The organism is Flexivirga sp. G2 (genome assembly GCF_055397625.1).
In genome coordinates, this window is sequence record NZ_AP039675.1 from 3,261,856 (window position 1) to 3,286,586 (window position 24,731).

General features: G+C 67.5%; 24 protein-coding genes and 1 other RNA gene. 12 read left to right on the plus strand and 13 right to left on the minus strand.

Translation table 11 applies throughout. The features are described from left to right. Positions 1–64: 64 nt before the first annotated feature. Entirely contained in the window at positions 65–535 is a 471-nt protein-coding gene (locus ACZ50J_RS15850) for a DUF2269 family protein (protein WP_464298116.1), read from the plus strand. Further along, positions 535–837: a hypothetical protein gene (locus ACZ50J_RS15855; protein ID WP_464298117.1), complete on the plus strand. Its 303-nt coding sequence runs from the start codon at positions 535–537 to the stop codon at positions 835–837. The genes ACZ50J_RS15850 and ACZ50J_RS15855 overlap by 1 nt, the downstream gene beginning before the upstream one ends. Positions 838–951: 114 nt before the next feature. Here ACZ50J_RS15855 and hppD read toward each other — a convergent pair whose 3' ends face one another. Continuing rightward, a complete protein-coding gene (gene hppD / locus ACZ50J_RS15860; RefSeq protein WP_464298118.1) occupies positions 952–2,157 on the minus strand; it encodes a 4-hydroxyphenylpyruvate dioxygenase in 1,206 nt (401 codons plus the stop codon). A 198-nt stretch (positions 2,158–2,355) separates the two neighbouring features. On the opposite strand from hppD, the gene ACZ50J_RS15865 reads away from it, so the two are divergent. After that, entirely contained in the window at positions 2,356–2,841 is a 486-nt protein-coding gene (locus tag ACZ50J_RS15865; RefSeq protein ID WP_464298119.1) for an Lrp/AsnC family transcriptional regulator, read from the plus strand. 3 nt (positions 2,842–2,844) lie between these two features. Here the strand turns inward: ACZ50J_RS15865 and ACZ50J_RS15870 are convergent, their stop codons facing one another. Genes ACZ50J_RS15870 through ACZ50J_RS15885 form a run of 4 tightly spaced genes read right to left on the minus strand, consistent with a single transcriptional unit; the run spans position 2,845 to position 7,619 of the window. After that, entirely contained in the window at positions 2,845–4,599 is a 1,755-nt protein-coding gene (locus ACZ50J_RS15870; protein ID WP_464298120.1) for a DEAD/DEAH box helicase, read from the minus strand. 55 nt (positions 4,600–4,654) lie between these two features. Next, on the minus strand, positions 4,655–4,978 hold the full coding sequence (locus ACZ50J_RS15875) for a DUF3039 domain-containing protein (RefSeq protein ID WP_464298121.1): 324 nt from the start codon (positions 4,976–4,978) through the stop codon (positions 4,655–4,657). Between the two features lie 22 nt (positions 4,979–5,000). After that, a complete protein-coding gene (locus ACZ50J_RS15880) occupies positions 5,001–5,570 on the minus strand; it encodes a YqgE/AlgH family protein (RefSeq protein ID WP_464298122.1) in 570 nt (189 codons plus the stop codon). A gap of 45 nt (positions 5,571–5,615) precedes the next feature. Further along, complete coding sequence (locus tag ACZ50J_RS15885) at positions 5,616–7,619, minus strand: DEAD/DEAH box helicase (protein WP_464298123.1); 2,004 nt, start codon at positions 7,617–7,619, stop codon at positions 5,616–5,618. A gap of 347 nt (positions 7,620–7,966) precedes the next feature. Between ACZ50J_RS15885 and ACZ50J_RS15890 the strand changes: the two genes are divergently transcribed. Both ACZ50J_RS15890 and ACZ50J_RS15895 read left to right on the plus strand, forming a co-directional pair. After that, positions 7,967–8,374, plus strand: a complete 408-nt coding sequence (locus tag ACZ50J_RS15890; RefSeq protein WP_464298124.1) for a hypothetical protein — start codon at positions 7,967–7,969, stop codon at positions 8,372–8,374. Positions 8,375–8,427: 53 nt separating this feature from the next. Further along, positions 8,428–9,063: a TetR/AcrR family transcriptional regulator gene (locus ACZ50J_RS15895; RefSeq protein ID WP_464298125.1), complete on the plus strand. Its 636-nt coding sequence runs from the start codon at positions 8,428–8,430 to the stop codon at positions 9,061–9,063. Between the two features lie 4 nt (positions 9,064–9,067). On the opposite strand, the gene ACZ50J_RS15900 is transcribed toward ACZ50J_RS15895, so the two are convergent. The 6 genes from ACZ50J_RS15900 to ACZ50J_RS15925 form a co-directional block, all read right to left on the minus strand. Then, a complete protein-coding gene (locus tag ACZ50J_RS15900) occupies positions 9,068–10,486 on the minus strand; it encodes an NAD-dependent malic enzyme (protein ID WP_464298126.1) in 1,419 nt (472 codons plus the stop codon). A 64-nt stretch (positions 10,487–10,550) separates the two neighbouring features. After that, positions 10,551–11,975 carry a Re/Si-specific NAD(P)(+) transhydrogenase subunit beta gene (pntB, locus tag ACZ50J_RS15905; RefSeq protein WP_464298127.1) on the minus strand — a complete coding sequence of 475 codons (1,425 nt, stop codon included), beginning with the start codon at positions 11,973–11,975 and terminating at the stop codon, positions 10,551–10,553. After that, positions 11,972–13,498, minus strand: a complete 1,527-nt coding sequence (locus ACZ50J_RS15910) for a Re/Si-specific NAD(P)(+) transhydrogenase subunit alpha (protein WP_464298128.1) — start codon at positions 13,496–13,498, stop codon at positions 11,972–11,974. Before ACZ50J_RS15910 ends, pntB begins: the two co-directional genes overlap by 4 nt. Before the next feature lie 115 nt (positions 13,499–13,613). Further along, positions 13,614–13,981, minus strand: a transfer-messenger RNA (tmRNA) gene (gene ssrA, locus ACZ50J_RS15915). A gap of 115 nt (positions 13,982–14,096) precedes the next feature. Further along, a complete protein-coding gene (locus ACZ50J_RS15920) occupies positions 14,097–15,383 on the minus strand; it encodes a class I SAM-dependent methyltransferase (protein WP_464298129.1) in 1,287 nt (428 codons plus the stop codon). Beyond that, entirely contained in the window at positions 15,380–16,789 is a 1,410-nt protein-coding gene (locus ACZ50J_RS15925; protein ID WP_464298130.1) for an FAD-binding oxidoreductase, read from the minus strand. The genes ACZ50J_RS15920 and ACZ50J_RS15925 overlap by 4 nt, the downstream gene beginning before the upstream one ends. A 230-nt stretch (positions 16,790–17,019) precedes the next feature. Between ACZ50J_RS15925 and ACZ50J_RS15930 the strand changes: the two genes are divergently transcribed. The 6 genes from ACZ50J_RS15930 (at position 17,020) to ACZ50J_RS15955 (ending at position 22,287) form a co-directional block, all read left to right on the plus strand. Then, positions 17,020–17,664: a TetR/AcrR family transcriptional regulator gene (locus ACZ50J_RS15930; RefSeq protein WP_464298131.1), complete on the plus strand. Its 645-nt coding sequence runs from the start codon at positions 17,020–17,022 to the stop codon at positions 17,662–17,664. Between the two features lie 198 nt (positions 17,665–17,862). After that, positions 17,863–19,416, plus strand: a complete 1,554-nt coding sequence (locus ACZ50J_RS15935) for a DHA2 family efflux MFS transporter permease subunit (RefSeq protein WP_464298132.1) — start codon at positions 17,863–17,865, stop codon at positions 19,414–19,416. A gap of 52 nt (positions 19,417–19,468) precedes the next feature. After that, positions 19,469–19,753 (plus strand): biotin/lipoyl-containing protein, encoded by a 285-nt coding sequence (locus ACZ50J_RS15940; protein ID WP_464298133.1) that lies wholly within the window; start codon positions 19,469–19,471, stop codon positions 19,751–19,753. A gap of 140 nt (positions 19,754–19,893) precedes the next feature. Continuing rightward, positions 19,894–20,634: a hypothetical protein gene (locus tag ACZ50J_RS15945; protein WP_464298134.1), complete on the plus strand. Its 741-nt coding sequence runs from the start codon at positions 19,894–19,896 to the stop codon at positions 20,632–20,634. A 58-nt stretch (positions 20,635–20,692) separates the two neighbouring features. After that, on the plus strand, positions 20,693–21,520 hold the full coding sequence (locus ACZ50J_RS15950; protein WP_464298135.1) for a hypothetical protein: 828 nt from the start codon (positions 20,693–20,695) through the stop codon (positions 21,518–21,520). After that, positions 21,517–22,287: a hypothetical protein gene (locus tag ACZ50J_RS15955; protein WP_464298136.1), complete on the plus strand. Its 771-nt coding sequence runs from the start codon at positions 21,517–21,519 to the stop codon at positions 22,285–22,287. Before ACZ50J_RS15950 ends, ACZ50J_RS15955 begins: the two co-directional genes overlap by 4 nt. 1 nt (position 22,288) lies before the next feature. Here ACZ50J_RS15955 and ACZ50J_RS15960 read toward each other — a convergent pair whose 3' ends face one another. Then, positions 22,289–22,675 carry a hypothetical protein gene (locus ACZ50J_RS15960; RefSeq protein ID WP_464298137.1) on the minus strand — a complete coding sequence of 129 codons (387 nt, stop codon included), beginning with the start codon at positions 22,673–22,675 and terminating at the stop codon, positions 22,289–22,291. 311 nt (positions 22,676–22,986) lie between these two features. Here ACZ50J_RS15960 and ACZ50J_RS15965 point away from each other — a divergent pair, with 311 nt between their 5' ends. Then, complete coding sequence (locus ACZ50J_RS15965; protein WP_123270792.1) at positions 22,987–23,235, plus strand: WhiB family transcriptional regulator; 249 nt, start codon at positions 22,987–22,989, stop codon at positions 23,233–23,235. Here ACZ50J_RS15965 and ACZ50J_RS15970 read toward each other — a convergent pair. Beyond that, positions 23,232–24,701 (minus strand): sensor histidine kinase, encoded by a 1,470-nt coding sequence (locus ACZ50J_RS15970; RefSeq protein ID WP_464301361.1) that lies wholly within the window; start codon positions 24,699–24,701, stop codon positions 23,232–23,234. The genes ACZ50J_RS15965 and ACZ50J_RS15970 overlap by 4 nt on opposite strands. Positions 24,702–24,731 lie beyond the last annotated feature (30 nt).

Consider the following 24,731-nt stretch of genomic DNA (forward strand, 5'->3'; position numbering starts at 1 on the left):
GCTTTCGCCCGGCCGGCGGTTTCTTGTGTGCCGGATCGTCGACGTGCTCGCTAGTATGCGAATTGTGTTGAAAATCCTGCTCTTCCTGCATCTGCTTACGGCGATCTTCGCTGTCGGCCCTCTTGTGCACGCGGTCACCACAGCCTCCCGAGGCCTGCGACAGGCGGACGCGAATGCCATCTCGGCGTCGGCACGGATGGCGAAGATCTACTCGATGGTGTCGGTGTTGGTCGTCATCTTCGGCTTCGGCCTGATGTCTCAGAAGCGGCGCGGCGAGGAGCTCGGGTCGTTCGGCGACACGTGGATCTGGCTGTCGGTCCTGTTGTGGGTCGTCGCCGTCGCACTCACCCTCGCCGTCATCGTTCCGGCGCTGGAGAAGGCCGCCGACACCGTCACTAGCGGCGGCCAGGATGCGGCGGGCGACCTGCAGACCGCGGTCAAGGCACAGACGGCCCGCGTTGCCGCATCCGGTGGCGTCGTCGGCATCATCTTCGCCGTCATCGTCGTGCTGATGGTCTATCGCCCCGGCAGCTGATGACCCCCGACGACGTCGCGGAGTTCCTGGCAACACTGCCGGGATGCATGCGGAAGGGCACCCCCGCGGTGCCTGCCTGGTATGTCGACAACCGCATCGTCGCCCGCCTCGTCGCGCCGGACGAACTGATGATCCGGTGTGCGTTCGCCGCACGTGATCGCCTCGTGGCGGATCATGCCGAAACCTTCGGCGTACCACCGGCATACGAGGCGCACATGAAGGTGCAGGCCATGCTGGACGGTGACGCTGACGCCATCAGGGATGCGTTGCGGCAGGCGTGGGAGTTGCAGCGCGCACACTGACCTCGGCATGAAGAACATCGGCCACGACTGCTGCTGCAGTCGTGGCCGATGTTCTTGCGGGTCACGCCGGACGCTTGCTGGGGGCTGGCGCGTCAGGCGGGATCCGAAGTGTTCTCAGAGGTTTCCGCGCTTGTCCTGCTCCCGCTCGATGGCCTCGAAGAGCGCCTTGAAGTTCCCCTTGCCGAAGCCGAGCGAGCCGTGTCGCTCGATCAGCTCGAAGAAGACGGTCGGACGGTCGCCCAGCGGCTTGGTGAAGATCTGCAGGAGGTAGCCGTCCTCGTCACGGTCGACCAGGATGCCGCGCTTCTGCAGCTCCTCGACCGGCACGCGGACCTCTCCGATACGCGCCCGCAACTCCGGGTCCTCGTAGTAGCTGTCCGGGGTGTCGAGGAACTCAACACCGTTGGCACGCAACGAATCCACGGAGGTGATGATGTCGCCCGTGGCGACGGCGAGGTGCTGGGCGCCGGCACCGCGGTAGAACTCGAGATACTCGTCGATCTGCGACTTCTTCTTGGCGATCGCCGGCTCGTTCAGCGGGAACTTCACCCGGTGGTTGCCGTTCGCGACCACCTTGCTCATCAGCGCCGAGTAATCGGTCGCGATGTCGTCGCCGATGAACTCGGCCATGTTCACGAAGCCCATGACCCGGTTGTAGAACTCGACCCACTCGTCCATGTGGCCCAGTTCGACGTTGCCGACGATGTGGTCCAGCGCCTGGAACAGCCGCTTCGGCTGGCCCTCGCGACGCTCGATGGTCGAGGACTGCGCGACGTACCCGGGCAGGTAGGGGCCGTCGTACTTCGAACGGTCGACCAGGGTGTGGATGGTCTCGCCATACGTGGCGATGGCGGCGATACGGATCGTGCCATGCTCATCGGTGACGTCCTCGGGCTCGCGGACGACGGTCGCGCCCGCATTGCGCGCCTGCGCGATGCACTTGTCGACGTCCGGGACCTCGAGCGCGATGTCGACGACGCCGTCACCGTGCTTGCGGTGGTGCTCCACCAACGGGCTGTCCGGGTCGACGGCACCGTTGATGACGAAGCGGATCGAGCCGCTCTTCAGGACGAAGGACTTGTGGTCGCGGTTGCCGGTCTCGGGGCCGCTGTAGGCGACCAGCTCCATCCCCCACGCACTCTGGTAGTAGAGCGCGGACTGGGTCGCGTTCCCGGACACGAAAACGATCGCGTCCCACCCGGTCACCGGGAAGGGGTCCTTGTCGGCGTCGTAGTCCACCAGACCGACCAGCTGCTTCAGCTGCTCCAGGTCCTGGCCGGCGGCGAGTTCATCGGGTGTGAGGTTCACAGTCGTCGTCATGTGCACACTGTGCTCCCAGTCACACGACCGCGCAATCGGGATGCTGTTTGCTGATCATGATGTGCAATATGTGCGATCTTCCGGCGCGCTGATCGAGCATATTGCACACGCAACGAGCACCATTCGTTCGGAGGGGCCGACCGGATCCGCGCGCCGGGAGTCGTCCAACGATTCCTGCACACCGACTACGTTCGAGGTATGCCGCAGATCGACGAGCTCGACGCACGCCTCATCACGCTGCTGACCGACCAGCCGAACATCGGCGTCCTGGGCGCATCCCGGAAGCTCGGCGTCGCCCGAGGCACGGTGCAGGCGCGTCTCGACCGACTGCTCGACCGCGGTGTCATCTCCTCGCTCGCCCCGACCCTCTCGGCCACCGCACTCGGCTACCCCGTGATGGCGTTCTGCACGTTGCAGATCCAGCAACGCAAGGGCCGGCAAGCGGTCGTGGATCACCTGCGCGGCATACCCGAGGTGCTGGAGGTGCACACGATCACCGGCGGTGGGGACCTGCTCGCCCGCGTCGTCGCCCAGGACAACGCCGACCTGCAACGCGTCATCGACCAGATCGTCGAGACCGGACTGGTTGTGCACGCGTCGACCACGATCGCGCTCGCCGAGCTGGTCCCCCATCGGACCCTGCCGCTGGCCGCGGAGGCGGCCGGCGACGGCCGGACCCGATGACGGTCAGCGCTTGCGACCGACGAACCAGTTGCGAATCATGGTGATTCGCTCGGTGACTTCCTCGGTCGACGCCCGGTCGAGCGCCGGTCCGCCGCACTTCACCCGTAGCTCATGATGCACGTGGGCGTGCGGCTTCCCCGACTTCGTGGAGTATGCCGCGACCAGCGCGTTGAGCTCCTTGCGCTGGGCAGCCAGCGCGCGGTGGGCGGCCATCGGCTGGTCGTCCTTCGGCGGACGCTTTCCGGTCCGCAGCTGTTTGTCCTGGCGCTGACGTAGCAGGCTGGTGACTTGCTCCGGCTCCAACAACCCTGGCAGGCCGAGGTATTCGTCCTCTTCGTCACTGCCCGCAACCGCACCCATGCCGAACTGCTGCGCGTCGAACAGCACATGGTCGAACTCCGCCTCGGACTCCAGCGCTTCGAACTTGCCCTCCAACTCGCCGAGCGCCTTCTCCTCACGGTTGGCTTCGGCGAGCAGGCCCTCTTCCTCGTCCCAGATCGAATCCTCAGCCTTCTCAGGCCGATCCAGGGCGTGGTTGCGCTCCTTCTCCATGGTCGCGGCGAGTTCCATGATGGTGGGCACCGTGGGCAGGAAGACGGTCGCCGTCTCACCACGACGCCGGGCGCGCACGAAACGGCCGACGGCCTGCGCGAAGTACAACGGCGTCGAGGTCGACGTCGCGAAGACACCGACGGCCAACCGGGGCACGTCGACGCCCTCCGACACCATCCGCACCGCAACCATCCAGCGGTCCTCCGAAGAGGCGAACTCCTCGATCCGGGACGATGCGCCGCTGTCGTCGGAGAGCACGACCGTCGGGCGAACTCCGGTGAGCTCGTTCAGGGTTCGCGCGTAGGCGCGGGCTGCCGTCTGGTTGGACGCGATCACCAGACCACCTGCGTCGGGCACGTGGCGCCGCACCTCCGTGAGTCGCTTGTCGGCTGCGCGCAGCACCGCCGGGATCCAGGCACCAATCGGGTCGAGCGCGGTGCGCCAGGCCGCGGCGGTCGCATCCTTGGTGAGCGGCTCCCCCAACCGTGCGGAGATCTCGTCGCCCGCCGAGGTGCGCCAGCGCATCGCCCCGCCATACGCCATGAAGAGCACGGGACGCACGACACCGTCGCGCAATGCGTCGGCGTAGCCGTAGGTGAAATCGCTCGCCGAACGGCGTATGCCGTCAGGTCCTTCTTCGTAGTGGACGAACGGGATCGGTGCCGTGTCGGACCGAAAAGGGGTACCGGTCAAGCAGATTCGCCGAGTCGCCGGCTCGAATGCCTCACGAATCGCATCACCCCACGACTTCGTGTCGCCACCATGGTGCACCTCGTCGAGGATGATCAGGGTCCGCTTGCGTTCCGTGCGGTAGCGATGCAACGCCGGCCGACTCGCCACCCCGGCATAGGTCACGGCAATGCCGTCGAACCCCTTGGCGTGCTGCTCCTGAGCGTTGGTGAACCGTGGGTCGATGTGGATCCCGACCCGGGCCGCCGCGTCGGCCCACTGGGTCTTCAGGTGCTCCGTCGGCGCGACGATCGTGATCTGCTCGATGATGCCCCGCTGCATCAGCTCGGTCGCCAACCGCAGCGCGTAGGTCGTCTTACCCGCGCCGGGGGTCGCCACCGCGAGAAAGTCGCGAGGCTGCTCGGTCAGGTACTGCTCGAGCGCCGCGGCCTGCCAGGCCCGCAGCTTGCCGGCAGTCCCCCACGCCGCCTTCCCTGGGAACGCCGGTGACAGGTGCGAGGCGGCCGAGGTACTCATAGGCCGACAAGGCTAACCTCCGGCACCGTCACTCTCGCGAGGCGGGTCAGCGGGCTCAGGACTTGTCGTCGCCACCGTCCTGCGGGGCACGGATGCCTTCGTAGATCTCCTTGCAGGTCGGGCAGACCGGGAACTTCTCGGGGTCACGACCGGGCACCCAGACCTTGCCGCAGAGCGCGGTCACGGGCTCGCCGGAGAGCGCGCTCTCCATGATCTTCTCCTTGCGCACGTAGTGCGCGAAGCGCTCGTGGTCGCCCGGCTCCTGCAGCTGTTCCTGCGCGTCGGTGCGCTCGCGCTCCAACGTCGCCGTCGAGGTGCTCGGGAGACTCGGGGCGCTCTCCGGAGAGGACAGGCGATCCGGTTCGTCGACAGTGCTCATGCCGTCAAGTGTAGTTCGGGGCTCAGTTGAGATCGGGATCCGCCGGGAACGTCGCCGCGAAGGAGACGGAGCTCCGCTGCCGTTTCAGGATGCGCTCCCACAGGCCGTCGGGATCCGGGCTGAACGCATCACCCGACTCGGCGTCGACCACGAACCACATGCCGCGGTCGATCTCGTTCTCGAGCTGCCCCTCGCCCCATCCGGCATACCCCGCGTAGATCCGGAGGCTGTCGACGACGGGGGCGATGATCGGCGGCGGAGCGTCCAGATCGACCAGACACATCCCGCCGAAAAGGTTTCGGATGCCGAGGGATTCGTCGTCGTTGCCGTCTGCGGACGCCAACGCGAGTGCCGTGTCGAGAGACACCGGACCACCCTGGAAGACGCAGTCCGGCGAGGACACGTGCTCCTGCCAACCGGGCAGCACGGCATCCACCTCGGCGCTCAGCGGCCGATTGAGGATCAGCCCGTGCGCGCCCTCCTCGTCGTGATGCAGCACGAGCACCACGCTGCGGGTGAAGACGTCGCCCTCGCCGAGCTCGGACTGCTCCTGCGGAACTGCGACGAGGAGTCGTCCGGTCAGGTCGGTCACTCGACCATTATGAGTGACCGACCTGCCGAAGTGGCTCGGCGCAGGTCAGCGCCCGGAACCGCCGCGCTGGAAGCGGTCGCGACCGCCACCACGGTTGCCGTCGCGTCCGCCCCGGCCGCCGCGGTACCCACCGCGGTCGTTGCCGTAGCGACCCTGGCCGCCGCGGCCGCCGTACGAACGTCCACCACGCGGGGCGCGGGGCGGGCTGATCAGGCGCTGCAGGTCGGACTCGGAGATCGGCGCACCCTCCGGGGTGCTGCCACCGGCCGCGCGGATGACGTCGTCGCCCGGTCGGGCGTTCTGCACCTCGATGTCGACACCGGCAGCTTCGAGCAGACGCTGCATCGTCCGACGCTGGTGCGGCAGGGCCAGGGTCACGACCGTGCCCTTCTCGCCCGCACGCGCGGTGCGACCCGCACGGTGCTGGTAGTCCTTGTGATCCGCGGGCGGGTCGACCTGGAGCACGACACCGACGTCGTCGACGTGGATGCCGCGCGCGGCGACGTCCGTGGCCACGAGCACCGGCACCTTGCCGTCCTTGAAGGCCGCCAGCACGCGGTTGCGCTGGCCCTGGTTGAGACCGCCGTGCAGCGAGGCGGCCAGGACGCCCTGGTCGCGCAGTTCGCCGGCGACCCGGTCCGCGCCGAGCTTGGTGCGGACGAAGACGACGGTGCGGCCGGCCCGGTTGGCGACCTCGGCGGTCACCAGCTTCTTGTGACGCGGCTCGATGAGCAGCGCGTGGTGGTCCATGGTCGCGATGGACGATGTGCCGTCGTCCGTCGCGTGCTCGACCGGGTCGGTGAGGTAGCGCTCGACGACGGTGTCGATGCCGCGGTCGAGGGTCGCCGAGAACAGCAAACGCTGCCCGTCGGTCGGGACCTCGTCGAGGATCTGCTCGATGGCCTCCAGGAAGCCCATCTCGGCCATGTGGTCGGCCTCGTCCAGGATGGCGATCTCGACCCGGCTGAGGTCGGCGGCGCCGCGCTCCATGAGGTCGATCAGGCGTCCCGGCGTGGCGATCAGCAGGTCGACGCCACGTTCGAGGGCGGACAGCTGCGGCTCGTACGGCATACCGCCGGCGACCAGCTTGTGGCGCAGTCCGACGACGTGCACCAGCGGCTGCAGCGCATCGCTGACCTGCATCGCCAGCTCGCGGGTCGGCACCAGCACGATGGCGCGAGGCTGACCCGAACGCGCCTTGCCACCGGCCGCCAGACGCGTGAGCGTCGGCAGGCCGAAGGACAGCGTCTTACCGGACCCGGTGCGGCCGCGGCCGAGCACGTCACGGCCGGCGAGCGCGTCCGGGATCGTTGCGGTCTGGATCGGGAACGGAGAGGTGATGCCGTCGCGGGCGAGTCGCTCCACCAGCTGCTCGGGGAGACCGAGGGCCGCGAATCCGTTGCCCTCCAACGAGATCGGCTCGGCGGGACGCTCGTGCCGGCTCACCGCGGGGCGGGACTCGACGGCGCGCTCGTCGCGACGGGGCCGGTCGAAGTCCCGGCGCTGCGGACGATCGTCCCGGCGGTCGTCCCGTCGGTTGTCGCGGAACGAGCCGTGGCGGTCGTCACGGCGACCGTCACGCCGGTCGTCGCGGCGGTTGTCACGCTGGTTGTCGCGGTATGACGGACGGCGGTCGTCGCGGTCACCGTACGACCGGCGGTCGTCACGGCGCTCGAAGCCCCCGCGGTCCTGCTTCTCGTAGCCACCGCGCCGGTCGTCCCGCCGGTCGTCCCGGCGGCCGTACCCACGGGTGTCCCCGTCCCGACGGTCGGTGCCGCGACGGTCGTCGCGGTCGTCGAAACGTCGCTTCGGCCGGTCGTTGGACCGCTCGGGTCGGCCCTCGGATCGGCTATCGAATCGCCGCTGGCCGCGGTCGTCCGAACGGCGCTGGCCGCGGTCGTCACGGTTCCAGGAGTCGCGCTCACGTCGGTCGTTTCCGCCGCGCCCGCCCTCGTCGCGCTGCTTGCGCACGCCGGAGCGCTTGACCTCGAGCTTCTGCGCGCGGGTCCAACGCGCCTTCTTGCCGTCCATGGATTTCTTGTTGGGCATACGTCATTTCCTCTGAGTTCTACTGGGTGCTGCTGAGCACACCTCGCGAGGCTCGGGCAGGACGGAGAGTCCGCATCATGGGCGGATGTCGCTGCTCGAGGGGTCCTCGGCGCCGGATGATCTCGGCGCTCACAAAAGGAAAATCAGCAATGAACGCAAGACCGCGTAATTAACGAGAACAACGGTAGCGGACCACACACGGCCCGATCAAAACGAGGAACCGGTTCCAGCACGTGACATCCGTCGCACTGAACCGGCCGATCGGCTTGTCAGCCCCTTGAGCGATCGCTCAATTCTGACTATCCTCATGATTGATCGATCGCTCAAATCACCGAAAGCAGGCCACAGTGACCGCAGCACACCAGGACTGGCGCAGGGATCTCGGCGTTTTCACCGCATGGGCGCTGACCGGAATCACCGGGTGCGTCGCAGTGGCGGGCATCCTCACGATCGGCATCTTCGTGATGCCCGTCGTCGGAGTGTTGCTCGGGATCGCGATCTTGCTCACCGGCCGCCGGCCGCACCGCGAGTTCACGATCACCGGTCTGCTGCTCGGCCCGGCACTGTTGCTGCCCGTGATCGGCTGGGTGCTGGCCACGCCTGACACCATCGACGGTCACACGCCGGTCCACTGGACGACGTTCCTGCCATTCGCAGGCACGGGCCTCGCATGCCTGGTCACCGCCCTGGTGCTCTTCGTCATGCTGGGCCGAGATGCTCACCGGTCGGTGCCTCCGGGCCCGGTGCGCCCGTGACAGCTGCCGGGTTGCTCCGGATCCCCAGGTCGACGGATACCGTGGCACCCACCATGGTGGACACCAAGACGAAATTGCTCGAGGCGAGCATGGACGTGCTGCGCACCGACGGGATCGCGGGGGCATCGGCCCGAGTCATCGCCGGCCGCGCCGGAGTGAACCAGGCGTTGGTGTTCTATCACTTCGGCACGCTCAATGGTCTGCTCACGGCCGGCTCACGCCATACCGTCGACCGACTGGCGGATCGCTACCACCAGCTCTTCGCCGAAGTCGACTCCCTCTCCGCGCTGCTGCGGGTCGGCCGTGAACTGCACGAGACCGAGCAGGCGGCCGGCAACGTCGCCGTGATGGCCCAACTGATGGCCGGCGGTCAGCGCGACCCCGAGCTCGCCACCGCCGCCCGGTACGCCATCGACCGATGGATCGCTGAGGTCGAGCAGGTCGTCGACCGGGTGTTGCGATCGAGCGTCCTCGCCGACATCACCCAGGCGCGCGGCCTGGCTCGCGCCGTCTGCGCGAGCTTCATCGGTCTCGAGCTGTATGACGGGATCGACCCCGACGGCGGCACCGCCGCACTGGATGCCCTCACCGAACTGACCGTGCTCGCCGATGCGATCGACGATCTCGGACCCGTCGCGCGGCGCGCGGTTCGGGCGCGACTGAAGTCAGGCACGCGGCGAAAACCCTGAAGTCTCAGGCGTGCTCGTCGCCCTCGTCGGCGCGAACCGCTTCAGCCACCGCGCGCGCGACGACCTTGGAGACGTCCGGCTGGAACACGCTCGGGATGATGTATGCCGGGTTCAGTTCCTCCGGCTTGACGACCGCCGCGAGCGCCTCGGCGGCGGCGAGCATCACGTGGGTCGTCACGCGGCTGGCGGCGGCGTCCAGCAGACCGCGGAACACACCCGGGAAGATCAGCACGTTGTTGATCTGGTTGGCGAAGTCGCTGCGGCCGGTCGCAACCACCGCGGCGTGCTCGGCCGCCGCGGTCGGGTCGACCTCGGGGTCCGGGTTGGCCAGGGCGAAGACGATCGCGTCGTCCGCCATACCCGCGACGTCGTCGCCGTTCAGGACGTTGGGCGCAGAGACTCCGATGAAGACGTCCGCTCCGCGCACGGCGTCCTTCAGCGTGCCGGTCACATGCTCCGGGTTGGTGCACGCGGCGAGCTTGGCCAGGTCGCTGTCCGGGGCGGACTTGATGTCCTCGCGCTCCGGTTCGACCACACCGTTGATGTCGGACAGCACGATGTCCTTTGCACCCGCGGCCATCAGCAGCAGTGCGATCGCCGTGCCGGCCGCACCGGCACCGGACTGGACGATCCGGACCTCGGAAAGATCCTTGCCGACCACTCGGAGGGCGTTGCGCAGTGCGGCGAGCACGACGATGGCAGTGCCGTGCTGGTCGTCGTGGAACACCGGGATGTCGAGTTCGTCGCGCAGCCGGCGCTCGATCTCGAAGCAACGCGGCGCCGAGATGTCCTCCAGGTTGATGCCGGCGAAGACGGGCGCGACCGCCTTGACGGTGCGGATGATCTCCTCGGTGTCCTTGGTGTCCAGGCACAGCGGGAACGCGTCGATGTCGGCGAACCGCTTGAACAAGGCGGCCTTGCCCTCCATGACCGGCAGCGCCGCGAGCGGGCCGATGTCGCCGAGTCCGAGCACTGCGGTGCCGTCGGTGACCACCCCGACGGTGTTGCGCTTGATCGTCAAACGCCTTGCGTCGTCGGGGTTCTCGGCGATGTCGAGGCAGACTCGCGCGACACCGGGCGTGTAGACCATGGACAGGTCGTCGCGGTTGCGGATCGGGACCTTCGACTCGATCTTCAGTTTGCCGCCGAGGTGCGCCAGGAACGTGCGGTCACTGACCTTGTGGATCTCGACGCCCTCGACCGCGCGCATCGCACTGACCAGCTCGGCTGCGTGGTCGGCGTCGCGCGCAGCGGCCGTGACGTCGATGGTCATCCGCGCGTTGTCGGAGTGGTTGATGTCGAGTGCGGTGACCAGTCCCCCGTTGCGCTCGACGGCGCCGGTGAGCTCGCTCACGGCGGTCGCCCGACCGGGCAGATCGACGCGGACGGTGATCGAATTGGACACGGAGGGCTGAGCGGTCATGCGGCCATTGTTGTGCGTCAGCTCACGTGCGTGTCACCGGGGGTCGTCCGGATTCTCCCGACCGTCACCGCAGACCGGCGATGATCGCCGTCACCTGATCCTTCGCATCGCCGAACAGCATCCCGGCGTTGTCGCGGTGGAACAGCGGGTTGGGTACTCCGGCATACCCGGAAGCCATCGATCGCTTGAGGACGATGACGTCGGTCGCCTCCCAGACACGCAGCACCGGCATACCGGCGATCGGCGATCCCGGGTCCTCGGCTGCTGCCGGGTTGACGGTGTCGTTCGCCCCGATCACCAGCACCACGTCGGTCGTGGCGAAGTCGTCGTTGACCTCGTCCATCTCGAGCACGATGTCGTAGGGCACCTTGGCCTCGGCGAGCAGCACGTTCATGTGTCCGGGCAGTCGCCCGGCGACCGGATGTATGGCGAACCGGACCTGGACGCCCTTGTCCCGCAAGGTTTTCGTCAGCTCGGCGACGCCGTACTGGGCCTGCGCGACGGCCATGCCGTAACCGGGGGCGATCACCACCGAGCTCGCTGTCGACAGCAACTCGGCGACCTCGGCGACACTCGTCTCCCGGTGCGCACCGAGGTCGCCACCGGTCGCCGGCCCGGCCTCGATGCCGAAGCCACCGGCGATCACCGACAGGAACGAACGGTTCATCGCCTGGCACATGATGTAGGACAGGTAGGCACCGGAGGAGCCGACGAGCGCACCGGTCACGATCAGCAGGTCGTTCTCGAGCAGGAAACCCGACGCCGCGGCGGCCCACCCGGAGTAACTGTTCAGCATCGACACCACGACCGGCATGTCGCCACCACCGATGGAGGCGACCAGGTGCAGGCCGAGCGCGAGCGCCAGCAGCGTGACGACGACGAGCAACCAGAGCTGCGGCTGCACACAGAACCAGACCGTCAGTGCGACGAACAGGATCAGCGCACCCAGGTTGAGCAGGTTCTTGCCCGGCAGCACCAGTGGCTTCGACGGCATCCGGGCGGACAACTTGAGGAACGCGATCACCGAACCGGTGAAGGTGACCGCGCCGACGAAAACACCGATGAAGACCTCGGCGTGGTGAATCCCCAGCGTGGACAACGCATCCAGGTGCGCGGCCTCGGCACCGTGCGGGTCGTTCTCGACCGACAAGTAGCCGTTCCAGCCGACCAGGACCGCGGCCAGCCCGACGAACGAGTGCAGCAGCGCGATCAGCTCCGGCATACCGGTCATCTCGACGACGCGTGCCCGCCACAGCCCGATCGCGGCGCCGATGATCATCGCGACGACCAGCAGGGCGAGGCCGGAGCCCTGGATGTCCCGGTCGATCGCGAGCGCGATGGTGGCCGCGAGCGCGAGCGTCATACCGGCGATGCCGAAGGTGTTGCCCACCTTGGCGGTCTCGTGCCGGGACAGTCCGTCGAGCGCGAGGATGAAGAGCAGGGCGGCGACGATGTATGCCGCGGAGGCGGCGGTAGCGACACTGATCATGACCGCGCGAACATTCCGAGCATGCGGCGGGTGACCGCGAATCCGCCGAAGACGTTGATCGACGCGAGCAGGATGGCGGCGAACGAGACGATCGTGATCGCCGTGTCGTGCTGTCCGATCTGCAGTAACGCGCCGACGACGATGATGCCCGAGATGGCGTTGGTGACCGACATCAGCGGTGTGTGCAAAGCGTGGTGCACATTGCGGATCACGTAGTAGCCGATGACGATCGCCAGCGCGAAGACCGTCAGGTGCACCGTCAACGCTTCCGGCGAGATGGCCAACAGGACGAAGAGGACTACCGCGACCGCCAGGACACCGGTCAGGCGCCGACCCGGCGTCAGGGGTTGCTTCTCCGGTTGCGCCGCGGGTCGCTGGTCCGGCGTGCCCGGTGGGGGCGCCGCGGACACCTGGACGGCCGGTGGTGGCCAGCGCAGCTCGCCGTCGCGTACGACCAGGATGGAGCGCTGTACGACGTCGTCCTCGTCGATGACCAGCACGCCGTCCTTGGCGGGTGTGAGCAGCTTCAGCAGGTTGACCAGGTTGGTGCCGTAGAGCTGGGACGCCTGAGCCGGCAACCGGCCGGCAAGATCGGTGTAGCCGATGATCGTGACACCGCCCTCGGTGACGATCAGCTCGCCCGCCACGGATCCCTCGACATTGCCGCCGTTGGCTGCGGCCATGTCGACGATGACGCTTCCGGAGCGCATCGACGACACCATGTCCGCGGTGATCAGCCGCGGCGCCGGCCGCCCGGGGATCAGCGCCGTCGTCACGATGATGTCGACGTCCGCCGCCTGCTCGGCATACAGCTGCGCCTCGCGCTCCTTGTAGTCGTCGCCCATCTCCTTGGCATAGCCCGTGGCGGAGACTTCGGCGTTCGGGTCCTCGATCGAAAGGTATTCGCCACCAAGGGACTTGACCTGGTCGGCGACCTCCGGGCGAGGATCGGTGGCACGAACGATCGCACCGAGCGAAACCGCGGTGCCGATCGCGGCGAGACCTGCGACGCCGGCCCCGCACACCAGCACCTTCGCCGGGGGAACCTTCCCGGCCGCCGTCACCTGACCGGTGAAGAACCGGCCGAAACTGTGCGCCGCCTCGACGACCGCGCGGTAGCCGGCGATGTTGGCCATCGAGGACAGCACGTCCAGCGACTGCGCCCGGGAGATGCGCGGCGCCGCATCGAGCGAGAGCGCGGTGATCGGCCGCCGCGCGAGGTCCTCCACCAGGTCCGGGTGCAGCCGTGGAGCGAGTATGCCGACGACGGTCGCGCCCGGGTGCAGTCTGTCGAGCTGCTCGGGCGAGAGCGCATTGACGCCCAGGACGATGTCCGCCTGCCCGGCGTCGCCGACGTCCGCTCCGGCCTCGGCATACGCCTCATCGGCGAAGCTGGCCCGGGCGCCCGCATCGTGCTCGACGACCACGTCGTATCCGAGCTTGCGCAACTCACGGACGGTGGCAGGTGTCGCAGCGACCCGGGTCTCCCCCTCGGCAGCTTCCCTGACGACTCCGACCCGCATGGGGATCCTCTCGCTCGGCTGTCGCCATCGTAGGTGCGGACGGCGCCCGGCGTGGGGATACGAAAACACCGCAACCGGACGAATCCGGTTGCGGTGTCGTGGTGGTCGATGGCTCCTGTGGAGGTGGCGGGAATCGAACCCGCGTCCGCTGGCGGCGAGGTAAGGCTTCTCCGGGCGCAGTGCGCTGAGGATTTTCTCGGCCCCAGGGCTCGCACGCACACGTTCCCTGACAGGCCCAGCCGAGTAAGAGTCCCGTGTCGTCCCTCGGCGTGACGACACAGCAAGTCCTCTAGCTGACGCCAGACACTGAGTCGAGAACTAGCTCAGGCTGACGGACTTCGAGGCTCGCTCAGGCGGCGAGGGCGAAGTCGGTGCGCTTTGAGTCGGCACCTATTGGTTTTGCACGGAGCGTTAACGAGATAACCGTGCATCCTCGGCCCGCTTCCCCTACGACGGCGATCAACGTCGAAACCGATCACCCCCGGGTCAAGTACGAACCATCGTCCACTGTTCAGTTGTGCGTTGCAGCATACGGTTCAACGTTCACCGACGCGAACCGATTCCTTGCCGGGTGACGCCCCGGGCGACTTCGGCTGACTCAGACCCCGAAGTCCGGACGCAGCGGGTATGCCGCCCGTCCGTCGGGCGCGACCTTCTCACCGAGCGCCTGGTGCAACTGGATGTGATTGCGCTCGAAGCCGATCGCCGACCCGGCCAGGTAGAGGCCCCAGACACGTGACGTCTGCTCGCCGGCGTCACGCACGCACTCGTCCCAGTTGGCCGAGAGGTTCCTGCACCATGCGCGGGTCGTGCGGGCGTAGTGCTCGCGCAGGTCCTCGCTGTGCCGGACCTCGAAGCCCTGGTCCTCCATCGCCGTGATGATCGTGCCGACCCCGGTGATCTCCCCGTCGGGGAAGACGTAGCGGTTGATGAACCCTCCGCGGGTGAGCGCCGGCGCCTTGTTGTCCGGTCGGGTGATGCTGTGGTTCAGCATCCGGCCGCCGACCTTGAGCTTGTCGTAGTTGAACTTGAAGTAGCTCGGGTAGTTCTTGACGCCGATGTGCTCGGTCAGCCCGATGGAGCTCACCGCATCGAAACCGGTCTCGGTGATGTCGCGGTAGTCGCCGTGGCGCACCTCGGCGCGGTCGTCGAGGCCGTTCTCCTTCAGGTGCTGCTGTGCCCACGACGCCTGCTCGGCCGAGAGGGTCACACCCAACGCGGTCACGCCGTAGTGCTGCACCGCGTGCTTGACCATGCCGCCCCAGCCACAGCCGATGTCGAGCAGTCGCATGCCCGGCCGGAGTCCGAGCTTCTTGCAGACCAGGTCGAACTTGTGCTCCTGAGCCTGCTCGAGGCTGGCGTCCGCGTCCGGGTAGCACGCGCAGGTGTAGGCCATCGTCGGTCCGAGCACCAGCTCGTAGAAGTCGTTGCTGACGTCGTAGTGGTGGTGGATCGCGGCCGCGTCCCGCTTGCGTGAATGCCGCAGGCCGCGCAACCCCTCGGCCATCCGGCGCCATTGCGGGAGCGATTCCTGCGCCGGCAGCTCGGGAACCCGGAAAGCCTTCGGCCCCAACGACTTCAGGATCTCGGCCATCTCACCGGCCGGCGGCCGCTTGGGCGCGAAACCGTCCAGGAAGAGCGCGAGGAAGTCGTACGGGTCGCCCGGGTCGATGCCCTCGACGACCAGATCGCCGGTGATGTAGGCACGCGCCAGTCCCAGCTCCCCGGGAGCCGTCACGAGGTAGCGCAGTGCCTTCTCGTTGGAGATGTCGATCGTCACGACCGCGTCCGGATTTCCACCGCGGGAGCCGTCGTACGCCTTCACCGCGAAGGGCACGTCGGTGCCGAAGATCCGGTCGGAAATCTCGCCGATGCTCAGGGTCATCGCCGCTTCACCGCCTTTGTGTAGAGATCGGGCAACCGCCCGTCCGGGTCGTACTTGCTCTTGACCGCCTTCAGCGTGTCCCCACCGTAGAGACCCCAGAAGGTCTCCTCGTCGTAGTAGACATCGCTGTAGAGGGATTTGTGGCCACCCAGGTCGTGGACGACGCGCTCGATGTCCTTGTTGACATCGCCGTCGGCCCGGTCCGGGCGGATCTCGACGGTCGACCAGAACCCGACGTTGACGTACTGCTCTCCCCGTTTGAGCGGGTAGAGCGGCCAGGGCTGATCGCCGTGGTCCTGATCCCGAACAGCCAACGGGCACAACCAGATCGGCTCGATCGGGACATTGTCGAGGAACCAGTCGAGGTAATCCTGCGTGCGCTCCAGCGGCACCTCGACGTCCTGGACGACACGCTCGCGGGGCAGCTTGCCCTTCATCGCGTCCAGCTTGGCGAAGTATCCGTGCCGGTTCTCCCAGCGGATGACCTTCCCGTAGACGTCGCTGCGCAGGTAGCGCTTGGGCACCACGCGGCGCACCGCCGGCTTCTGCAGGCCGAACGCCCGATTGCACCAGAACCAGTCGGTGTCCCAACGCCAGATGTAGTCGTGCACCGTCAGGTAGTCGTCACTGCGCTGCTGGATGGACCGGTAGAAGATCTGCTGACCCGTGTAATCGGAGGTGTATGGCGCCGAACTCGCCCACCCGCCGAGCACCAGGTAGGACTCGTCCCGCGAGAACACGACGCCGTCGACGAACTCCACGTCCTCGCCGTCATACGTGCGCTCCTGGAGCACCCGGCCGAGCGTCTCGATGAGTTCGTCGATCGTGCCGAATCGCACGTGCCGCAGATGGACGTAGGGCGCCACCCGCTCCAGCCTGATCTTGAGCCGCACCGAGTAGCCGAGCGATCCGTAGGAGTTGGGGAACGCCCGGAAGAGGTCGGCGTGCTCGTTGTCGTCGCTGGCGGTGACGATCTCGCCCGCACCGGTCAACACGTCCATCTCGAGGACCGACTCGTGCGGCAGCCCGTTGCGGAACGACGACGACTCGATCCCAAGCCCGGTGACCGCACCGCCCAGGGTGATCGTCCGCAGTTGCGGCACGACATACGGCATCAGTCCGTACCGCAACGTCGCGTCGACGAGGTCCTCGTAGGTCGTCATCCCCTGCACGTCGGCGGTGCCGGCCCGCGGGTCCACCTCGACAACGCCGTTCAGCCGCGAAACATCAAGCCCGGGAACAGGATTCGCCTCCCGAGGACGAAACAGGTTGGAGGTCTTCTTCGCCAGTCGAACCGGAGCGTCGGCGGGCATCGCCGCCAACTGACGCCGCAGGTCTTCGACCGCCGTTCGGTGCTTCGCCCAGCCGACGATCTCGCCGCGTGCTCGCGCCACTAGTTCCTCCAAGACCGCACTGTCAGGTTGCGCCCAGCAACCTACTCCCCCGCCGTACGGGGCCGATCGCCAGCCCTCGATAGACAATCGATGCGACTCAGATCACACGACCCCGGACCGAAATGACTTGCGCTCGGGAAACGCGGAGGTCTACCTTGGCATAGAACGAAACAGTTTCGTTTCATCGAAGATCAGGAAGACTGCTCCTCGATGACCTACTCCGCCAGGGAAGGAACACCGCAATGAACGCCTCCGCGAACATCGCCGAAGTCGGCACCAAGCCGCGCGTCGAAGGTGACCGCGAGGCGGAGATCCTGGAAGGCGTCATCGCCACACTCATCGAGGTCGGCTACGACCGGATGACCTTCGATGCAGTGGCCGGCAAGGTACGCGCCAGCAAGGCGACTCTCTACCGGAAGTGGCCGACCAAGGCCGACCTGGTCGTGAGCGCACTGGAGCACCTCAAGGCACAGGGCGGCGAGGACCCGAACGGCCTGCCGGACACCGGCAGCCTGGCGGGCGACCTCACCTTCCACTTCTGCGACGACCAGGAGTTCAACGAGAAGTCGACGCTGCTCTTCGGCGCCGTCGTCTCCGCGATCCATCGGGACCCCGAACTCACCACGGTCTTCAACGAGCGCTTCATGAAGCCGCGCATGGCACAGCTTCGTGACGTGATCGTGCGCGCCCAGCACCGCGGGGAAATCGGCGCGGGCGCCGACGTGGACCAACTCGCCGGCATCCTGCCGTCCGCCATCGCCTACCGGGTGATGACGACGGGCCTGTGTCCGGACGAGCCGTTCATCACCTCCACCATCGAACAAGTCCTGCTCCCGGCCTGCCGGGCCAGCGTGACGGACAGCCACACCGACAGCGGACAGCAGTAGTCCGCAAGATCCGTTTAGCTCTGAGTGTCGAAACAGAGCGACTTCGTTCGACATATCTGTAACAGCACCAACGACCGCCACCCGGCGGCCGGCTGAGCGAACACACCCCCATAGTCAACCGACGATCACATCCGGTCGCCGGCCGAATACTCCTGTGCCTGTTGATAGTCGGGCACCCATCACCGGAAGGAACACCCGATGACCGCAATCGTCGACGTGGTGTCCGAAGAGAAGGCCACCCCGAGGAAGACCAACCTCACCGTGGCGCTCATCGTGATCGCCATGGCGCAGTTGATGATCGTGCTGGACGGCACGATCGTGAACATCGCCACTCCGCACATCCTGACCGACCTGGACTTCACGCAGTCCAGCGTGCAATGGGTCGTGACGGCATACGCCCTGTCCTTCGGCAGCCTGCTGCTGCTCGGCGGACGACTGGGCGACTTGTTCGGCCGCCGCCGCATGTTCATGGTCGGCGTCGCCGTCTTCGCGATCGCCTCGCTCATCGGTGGCATCGCACCCAGTGGTGCACTGCTGCTGGCGGCCCGCGCCCTGCAGGGCGCCGGCGCGGCGCTGGCGTCACCTGCCGCACTCGCCCTGATCAACACCACCTTCCCGGCCGGGAAGGAGCGCAACCGCGCCATGGCCGTGTATGCCGCCATGTCCGGAGCCGGCGCAGCCGTCGGTCTGATCCTCGGTGGACTGCTCACCGAAGCCGACTGGCGCTGGACGTTCTTCATCAACGTGCCGATCGGTCTCGTCGTTGCCGCGCTCGCTCCGCGAGTGCTGGTCGAGTCCGAGGGCAATGACGGCTCGCTCAACATCTGGGGCGCGGTGACCGGCACCATCGGTCTCTTCGGCATCGTCTACGGCCTGTCGCACGCCGGACAGCAGGGCTCCTCGTGGGGCGACTTCGAGACGCTCTTCCCGCTGATCGGCGGACTGGTGATCCTCGCGGTCTTCGTCCTGGTGGAGAGCCGGGTCAAGCACCCGCTGCTGCCGCTGCGCGTCCTGACCGACCGCACCCGCGCCGTGTCGCTCTTCTCGATGCTGCTGATCGGCGCCGGGATGTTCTCGATGTTCTTCTTCCTCGGCCTGTTCATCCAGCAGGTGCTGGGCTACTCGCCGGTGAAGTCGGGCTTCTCGTTCCTGCCGTTCAGCGTCGGCATCATCGCCGCCGCAGGCATCGCCTCCAACCTGGCCGGACGGGTCGACCCCCGCTGGCTGTCCGGTTTCGGTGGCGTGCTGACCACAGCGGCGATGTGGGGATTCACCCAGCTGTCGACCGACAGCGGCTACGCGTCCCACCTGCTGCCGTGGGTGCTGGTCATGGGCTTCGGCATGGGCTTCCTGTTCATCCCGCTGACCATCACCGCCACCGCCGGCGTGAAGAAGGACGACTCGGGGGCGGCTGCGTCCGCGCTCAACACCGCGCAGCAAATCGGAGGAGCTGTCGGGATTGCCGCGTTGACAACGGTGTTCACGCACTACGCCACACAGAAGGGCAACGAGCTCGCGGCTGCGGGCCAGGCCGCCATGGAGAAGGCGACCGCCGCCGGTCAGACTCCGACCAAGGGTCAGATCGCCGACGCGACGCATCAGGCCGCGCTGCAGGCGCAGACCTACGGCTCGACGCACGCCTTCTGGTTCGCCGCAGGCATGCTGCTGATCGGCACCGTGCTGGTCCTCACCCTGCTGAACATCAAGCACACCGAGCTGGCCACCGAGGAAGCCGCAGTTCACGTCGGCTGACACCTCAGCAGCTCCGCACGACAGCCATGGCCCGACCCCGTAAGGTCGGGCCATGGCTCGTTCGTTGCACGTCGTCCCGCGCTCGCTGGATGTCGCGCACGTCAGTGGCCGCCGAGATCCCGAAACGCTCGGCGGCATCACCGCGCCGTTCGGTGGTGTGGTGACATTCGCCGTCGCGGTGGGCGACCACGTGCGCGCCGGCGACGTGCTGGCCGTCATCGAGGCCATGAAGCTGGAGGCCGCGATCACCGCACCGGCGGACGGGCGGGTCCACCGGCTCGGCATACCCGATCAGGCGCTGGTCGAGGGCGGCGACGTGCTGCTGGAACTGCGCTGACCGGGCCGCGCCCAGGCCGTTGGAACCCATCGGCCGCTGCTCGGGTCATAATGGCGTCACCGTGCGGTGGTCGGGAGCCGATCCACCGAGCCGATGACAAGAGCCGACTTCAAGAGCCGACAACAAGGGAAGTGCATTTCATGGCCAGGGCGCGCGCGGCATACGTCGCAGCCTCGATCGTTGTCGGTGTCGGCCTGGTGGCCGGGTGCGGCGGCAGCAGCGGCGGCACCAAGGCGGCTCCGCCATGGACCGAGAACTCCGCACAGGACGGGCTGATCGCGCAGAAGCTGCCCGGGAAGGGCTCCGACCGCAAGGTCGTCTCCGGCGGCGCCCCCTGGTCGTTCACCCTCGCCAAGCCCGATGATCCCAACGTCCCGTCGTCGCAGTGGCCGAGTGCGGACAGTGTGCTCACCTCCGACCAGCTCAAGGGTGCGATCCCCGAGGCGACGTCCGTGACATTGGGGAAGTGCGTCAAGGGCGCCAACGGCCCGGCCCACACCGACAAGAGCGTTTCCTGCCCCTGGTCGATCGCGCTCAAGGACGGTGGCGGCTACACGAACTCGATCGACGTCTCCATCGTCACGATCGGCGCGGACGAGAAGGTCAGCGAGTTGTGGACCGCGGAGCGCAACAAGAACTTCTCGTCCCGCAAAGCCGGCGAGCGCTACTACACCAGCGGCTCGTTCAGCGCCAAGGGCAGCTACTACCTGGACAACAACCAGTCCTCGGTGCTGATCTCGGACGGCAACATCGCCGCCTGGATCAACGTGACCTTCAACGGATTCAACTCGCTGAGCGACTCGCGCAACACCATGCTCACTGGCATCTTCCCGGTGCTCGCCAAGGATCTTGCCGACCGGATGCCGAGGAAGTACGCATGAGCACCCCACGAAGTTTCTCCCCCGCTTCGCTCCTCCGAATACTTCGCAGGGACCCCGCATGAGCACCCCGAAACAGCGCCGCCTCGCTCTCGCGACCGGGCTCGCCGTCGCCGTCGCGGTGACCGTGCCGGCATACACCGCGTATGCCGCGGGCAACGCCGGCACTCCGGCGGCCGCACCCAGCGCATCGCACCCGTCCAGCCGGTCCACCAAGGCGAAGCCGACACCGACCGTCACGCCATACAGTCCCCCGGCGGCGCCGGAGGGTGCCGCACCGCCCGCGGCCAGGATGATCACGCCGTCCGGCCACTTCGGCGTCAAGGTCGATCGCACCGGGAAGAAACCGATGGACGACACGTGGCCGTCGGCCACCGAGGTGTTCACCCAGGCCGAGTTGCGACAGGTCGTGCCCGGTCTCACCGACGTCACCGCAACCACGTGCCACACCGGCAGCCTGCCGGACGGTGGGTCGACCAAGAAGTCGACCACGTGCACCCTGAACCTGCGCATCTCGGGTGAATCCGATGACGACCGCAGCAAGCTGATGATCAACATCCGCGGCTTCGGACTACCCCAGCAGATCGGCAAGGAGTGGTCCAAGGAGCTCGCACAGGCGCGGGCCCGATCCGCGAAACGCCCTGGGCTGTATACCTTTTACCCCAACAAATCGTTCGGCACGTCTGCGGCATACACCGACGGAACCACCACCAAGGTGCTGATGCAGCACGGTGACGTCGCCGGCGAGATCTGGTTCAGCGGCATCGGCTTCACCCACCTGAACTCCGACTACCTGAAGTCCCGACGGCTCTACCGCACCACCGTCGTGCCCGCCCTGGTCCAGTTGCTCGGGGCCAAGTTCACCACCACCGAAAAGGCAGCCGCATGAAACGCCTCGCCCTCGTGACCGCCGCCAGTGTCCTCGCCGTCTCCGCGCTCACCGGATGCGGTGGCAGCGGCAGTGGCGCCGCCTCCGCGTCGAGCACCAGCGACGGACCCAAGCCGCACGAGCCGTACAAGACCGACAAGCCCGGTCAGTGGGACTCCCCCGGCGTCGTCGTCGCCAACAGTGCGGGCCGCAAGCTGGTCCTCGATCCGAAGCTCCCGGTCTATGACCCGCCGATCAGCGACGGCGGTGTCGCACAGTCCGACTGGCCGGTCGCCGGGCGGCTGCTGTCGATCAAGGAGCTGATCGGCATCTTCCCCGACGCCACCAAGATCGGCTTCACCCCGGACGGTCCGACCAAGCTCGTCGTCACACCGTCGCTGAAGGGTGACTCCAACTCCGACAGCGCGACCCAGAACACCATCACTCTCACCATCACGTCGGTGGGCACCGAGGACTCCGTCCTCACGGCATACGACAGCAAGCGGTCCAGTGACCGCACCGTCTACACCGGGGCCGGTGGCAAACCACAGGACGGCCACACCTACTACAAGGACGGGTCGTTCAAGACCCAGCGACTGAGCATCGAGCCAGGTGATGGCGGAGCACCTACCTACAACACCGTCATCGGCAATGGTCGCACCGCCATGCAGCTGAAGATCACCTACGACGGCTTCTACTCACTCGACGGTGACGGCTTCGACTCGGGCCAGATCGTGCAGCAGCAGATCATGCCGTTGATCCTGCAGTTGCTCGCAGCGCGGATGTGACCTACTCGCCCTCGTCCAGGTCGTAGGCCGGCACGCGCAGCGTCGCCACGAAGGTCGCCACTGCCGCGACGATGACCACCACCCCGATGGCGGGGGCGCCGTTCGTCGCGACGGTGAACCCGACGATCACCCCCAGGGCGTTCCACAACAGCGACGGTGTGCGCGCCAGGCTCCGCTCCCGCCAGAACCCCCAGGCGAGCAGACCACAGCACACGCCGAGCGCGAGCACCGTCGCGCCCTCCGTGGCCGCGCGGCCGCCGTTGTCGGTGCCGCCGGAGACGGACTCCACGAGCAGCACGACGGCGAGGATCACCAGCACCACCGTCTGCAGGGCGAGGAGCGCAGCGGGGATCCGCCAGGTGGGTCGGGGCATCCGGGGCGTCGTCACGGCATGCACCGTATGACGCCCGCCACCCTGCGGCGTGACCGACCCCACCGCCGCGGTGACCGTGTGACGGACAACTCACCTTCGATAGGGAAATTCTTGGTCAAAGCGCTTGTGGATTGTTGTTCGTATCTGTGAAAGTTGGGAACAGCGTATGGCGCACGGGCGTTACCCGAGACGAACACTTGGATAAGTCCCGGTCCGCCGACACGAACATCCGCACTCGGGCACCCCCAAGTCGCGGCCTGACACACCACCGATTCGTTGATGCACGTGCTTTCGGCACGCGCATCTGGAGCAAGGAGCAGAACCACATGGATTGGCGCGATCGCGCTGCATGCCTGGACGAGGACCCGGAGCTGTTCTTCCCCATCGGCAACACGGGACCCGCCTTGCAGCAGATCGAGGACGCCAAACAGGTGTGCCGTCGCTGCGAGGTCATCGACACCTGCCTGAAGTGGGCTCTCGAGTCCGGCCAGGACGCCGGTGTGTGGGGTGGCCTCTCCGAGGACGAGCGCCGCGCGCTCAAGCGCCGCAACGCCCGCGCCCGCCGCGCAGGCTAAGGCTCCTCCCGCAGCCGCGCCACGAACCGCACCTGCGTTCCGTGCGGCTCGATCCGTGACCAGCTGATCTCCCCGCGCAGGTCCTGCACGAACGATCGCACGATCTGGATGCCGAGCCCGGACCGCGCCGGGTCGAAGCGCTCGGGCAGACCCGCGCCGTCGTCGGTGACGGTCACCCGCAGCAGGTCCTCTCCGTCGGTGCTGGTCGACCGCTCGGCATCGAGCGTCACCTGTCCACCGTGCGTGGCGAAGCCGTGCTCGATGGCGTTCTGCACCAGCTCGGCGACGACCATCGCCACGGCGGTCGCATCCTCGGCGTGCAACGAGCCGAACGTGCCGGTCAGTCGTGCACTCACCCGCTCCTGCGACCGGTTGCTGATCTCGACCGCCGAGCGCAGCGCACCCGTGGCGATCTCGTCGAACGGGGTGGACTCGTCCCAGCCGCCGCTGAGCGTCTCGTGGACCGCGGCGATGGTGCCGACCCGTCGCACCGCCCCCGCGAGGGCAGCACGCGCCTCGGGGTCGTCCAACCGGCGGGCCTGCAGACGCAGCACGGCGGCGACGGTCTGCAGGTTGTTCTTCACCCGGTGATGGATCTCCCGGATCGTCGCGTCCTTGCTGAGCAGCTCCCGCTCGCGCCGGCGCACCTCACTGACGTCCCGCACGAGCAGCACCGCTCCGGTGCGGTGACCGCCCTCGGACAACGGGATCGACCGGGCGCTGACGTAGGCACTGCGTGACTCGATCTCGGTACTCCACGGGACCCGGCCGGTCAGCACCATCATCAGCTCCTCGTCGACCGGTCCCCGCTCGGGCAGGATCTGGCCCAAAGCCGACGCGAGCCGCGCGCCGACCAGCTGATCGTCGTGTCCGAGCCGGTGCAGTGCCGACACGGCGTTCGGGCTGGCGTAGGTGACGTTGCCCTCCGCGTCCAGCCGCAGCACGCCGTCACCGACGCGTGGCGCGCCTCGCCTGCTCGCCGGCGCCGCGGCCGGGTTCGGGAAGTCCCCCGAGGCGATCATCCGGGACAGCGCGTCGGCCGTCGCCAGATAGGTCACCTCCAGCCGGCTCGGGGTGCGCATCGACGCCAGGTTGGTATGACGCGTCAGCACGGCAACGGCCGTACGACGCTGCACGACCGGGATCGCTTCCTCACGCACCGGAAGGTCGTCGCGCCACATGGTCGAGTGCGACCGGATGATCTGCGGCCCGGCATACGCCTGGACGACGGTGCGCTGCCGGGTGTGATCGATCCGGCTGCCGACGACGTCGTTGACGAACACGCCGACGCCCGTGGTGGGGCGCACGTGCGCGGCGGCGACCCAGCTTCCGTCGCGGGTGGGCACCCACAGCACCAGGTCCGCGAAGGACAGGTCGGCCAGCAGCTGCCAGTCGCTGACCAGCAGGTGCAGCCAGTCCCACGCGGACTGATCCAGGTCGGTGTGCTCGCTCAGCACGTCGTTCATCGAGGGCACGTCGCCGAGCCTAGTCAGCAC

Bases quoted from the DNA above. Each gene is read 5' to 3' on its own strand.
- pntB (WP_464298127.1), bottom strand. From the start codon at position 11,975: ATGATCAGTGTCGCTACCGCCGCCTCCGCGGCATACATCGTCGCCGCC.
- ACZ50J_RS15965 (WP_123270792.1), top strand. From the start codon at position 22,987: ATGGATTGGCGCGATCGCGCTGCATGCCTGGACGAGGACCCGGAGCTG.
- ACZ50J_RS15950 (WP_464298135.1), top strand. From the start codon at position 20,693: ATGAGCACCCCGAAACAGCGCCGCCTCGCTCTCGCGACCGGGCTCGCC.
- hppD (WP_464298118.1), bottom strand. From the start codon at position 2,157: ATGACGACGACTGTGAACCTCACACCCGATGAACTCGCCGCCGGCCAG.
- ACZ50J_RS15900 (WP_464298126.1), bottom strand. From the start codon at position 10,486: ATGACCGCTCAGCCCTCCGTGTCCAATTCGATCACCGTCCGCGTCGAT.
- ACZ50J_RS15875 (WP_464298121.1), bottom strand. From the start codon at position 4,978: ATGAGCACTGTCGACGAACCGGATCGCCTGTCCTCTCCGGAGAGCGCC.
- ACZ50J_RS15910 (WP_464298128.1), bottom strand. From the start codon at position 13,498: ATGCGGGTCGGAGTCGTCAGGGAAGCTGCCGAGGGGGAGACCCGGGTC.
- ACZ50J_RS15935 (WP_464298132.1), top strand. From the start codon at position 17,863: ATGACCGCAATCGTCGACGTGGTGTCCGAAGAGAAGGCCACCCCGAGG.
- ACZ50J_RS15855 (WP_464298117.1), top strand. From the start codon at position 535: ATGACCCCCGACGACGTCGCGGAGTTCCTGGCAACACTGCCGGGATGC.
- ACZ50J_RS15895 (WP_464298125.1), top strand. From the start codon at position 8,428: ATGGTGGACACCAAGACGAAATTGCTCGAGGCGAGCATGGACGTGCTG.
- ACZ50J_RS15955 (WP_464298136.1), top strand. From the start codon at position 21,517: ATGAAACGCCTCGCCCTCGTGACCGCCGCCAGTGTCCTCGCCGTCTCC.
- ACZ50J_RS15945 (WP_464298134.1), top strand. From the start codon at position 19,894: ATGGCCAGGGCGCGCGCGGCATACGTCGCAGCCTCGATCGTTGTCGGT.
- ACZ50J_RS15920 (WP_464298129.1), bottom strand. From the start codon at position 15,383: ATGACCCTGAGCATCGGCGAGATTTCCGACCGGATCTTCGGCACCGAC.
- ACZ50J_RS15885 (WP_464298123.1), bottom strand. From the start codon at position 7,619: ATGCCCAACAAGAAATCCATGGACGGCAAGAAGGCGCGTTGGACCCGC.
- ACZ50J_RS15870 (WP_464298120.1), bottom strand. From the start codon at position 4,599: ATGAGTACCTCGGCCGCCTCGCACCTGTCACCGGCGTTCCCAGGGAAG.
- ACZ50J_RS15865 (WP_464298119.1), top strand. From the start codon at position 2,356: ATGCCGCAGATCGACGAGCTCGACGCACGCCTCATCACGCTGCTGACC.
- ACZ50J_RS15930 (WP_464298131.1), top strand. From the start codon at position 17,020: ATGAACGCCTCCGCGAACATCGCCGAAGTCGGCACCAAGCCGCGCGTC.
- ACZ50J_RS15970 (WP_464301361.1), bottom strand. From the start codon at position 24,701: ATGAACGACGTGCTGAGCGAGCACACCGACCTGGATCAGTCCGCGTGG.
- ACZ50J_RS15940 (WP_464298133.1), top strand. From the start codon at position 19,469: ATGGCTCGTTCGTTGCACGTCGTCCCGCGCTCGCTGGATGTCGCGCAC.